Below are 1,608 nucleotides of genomic sequence, written 5' to 3'. Positions count from 1 at the left end.
TGCTGCGCCAGGCGGTCCTTGTAGGCGGTATTGACCTCGTAGCGGTGGCGATGTCGCTCCGAAATCTCGGTGGCCTGATAGATGTCGGCGACGCGGCTGCCGCGCTGAAGCAAGGCGGGGTAAGCGCCAAGCCGCATGGTGCCGCCAAGATCGCCGTTGAGCCCGCGCTTCTGCAACTCGTTGCCCTTCATCCATTCGGTCATCAGGCCGACGATCGGCTCGCGCGTGGCGCCGAATTCGGTCGAGTTCGCGTCCTCGATGCCGCACAGGTTCCGCGCCGCCTCGATCACCGCCATCTGCATGCCGAAGCAGATGCCGAAATACGGCACCTGACGTTCGCGCGCGAACTGCGCGGCGCGGATTTTGCCGCCGGTGCCGCGCTGACCAAAACCGCCCGGGACCAGGATGCCGTCGACGTGTTCGAGATACGGCGCCGGATCCTCGTGCTCGAACACCTCGCTCTCGATCCAGTCGAGATTGACCTTGACCTTGTTGGCGATGCCGCCGTGCGAGAGCGCTTCGATCAGCGATTTATAGGCGTCCTTCATGCCGGTGTATTTGCCGACAATGGCGATGGTCACATCGCCTTCGGGATTGCGAATGCGGGCGTCGATGTAGTCCCAGGTCGCGAGATCGGGCTCTGGCGGTGATTCAATGCCGAACGCGGCCAACACCTCTCCGTCCAAACCACCGGCGTGATAGGCTTGCGGCACGGCGTAGATGTTGTCGACGTCGAGCGCCTCGATCACGGCGCTCTCTCGCACGTTGCAGAACAACGCCAGCTTGCGCCGCTCGCTCTCGGGGATCGGCCGGTCGGAGCGGCACAGCAGAATATCGGGCTGAATGCCGATGGCGCGGAGTTCCCGCACCGAGTGCTGGGTCGGCTTGGTTTTTAGTTCACCCGCGCTCGGGATATATGGCATCAGGGTGAGGTGGATGTAGACAGCGTGGTTTCGCGGCAGGTCGTTGCCAAGCTGACGGATGGCTTCGAAGTACGGCAGGCCCTCGATGTCGCCGACGGTGCCGCCGATCTCGCACAGCACGAAGTCGAAGCCCTCGTTGCCGTCGCGGATGAAATCCTTGATGGCGTTGGTCACGTGAGGAATGACTTGGATGGTGGCGCCGAGATAGTCGCCGCGACGCTCCTTGGCGAGGATGTCCTGGTAAATGCGGCCGGTGGTGATGTTATCGGTGCGGATCGCCGGGCGGCCGGTGAAGCGCTCGTAGTGGCCAAGGTCGAGGTCGGTCTCCGCGCCGTCGTCGGTGACGAAGACCTCGCCGTGCTGGTAGGGCGACATCGTACCCGGATCGACGTTGAGATAGGGATCGAGCTTGCGCAGGCGGACGGTGTAGCCGCGCGCCTGCAGGAGCGCGCCGAGAGCCGCCGAAGCCAGACCCTTGCCAAGCGAGGAAACCACGCCGCCGGTGATGAAGATAAACCGCGCCATGGGACTTTACATCTAACCGATCGCAGATGATTCGGCGAGGAGGATTTTCCGAGACCGCGCACCCCCCGCCCCGGCGGGTGTGATCGGTAGGCCGGCGTGCGCCCGCTCGCCACGCGCGAGACTCTGGGCCGGATAGCGGAGGGTCCCCGCAGCGATCATG

1 protein-coding gene is annotated in these 1,608 nt (G+C 64.2%); it reads right to left on the bottom strand.

All coding sequences use genetic code 11. The features are described 5' to 3' along the window. Positions 1-1,448 (bottom strand): CTP synthase (locus WCB02_RS29625; RefSeq protein ID WP_423963476.1); only part of this gene is annotated, 1,448 nt, incomplete at its 3' end. Between the last annotated feature and the right edge of the window lie 160 nt (positions 1,449-1,608).

It is taken from the genome of Bradyrhizobium sp. (assembly GCF_049581145.1).
GTDB lineage: Bacteria > Pseudomonadota > Alphaproteobacteria > Rhizobiales > Xanthobacteraceae > Bradyrhizobium.
Note: the sequence above shows the minus strand (reverse complement) of the source record. Positions and strands in the feature narration are given on the sequence as shown.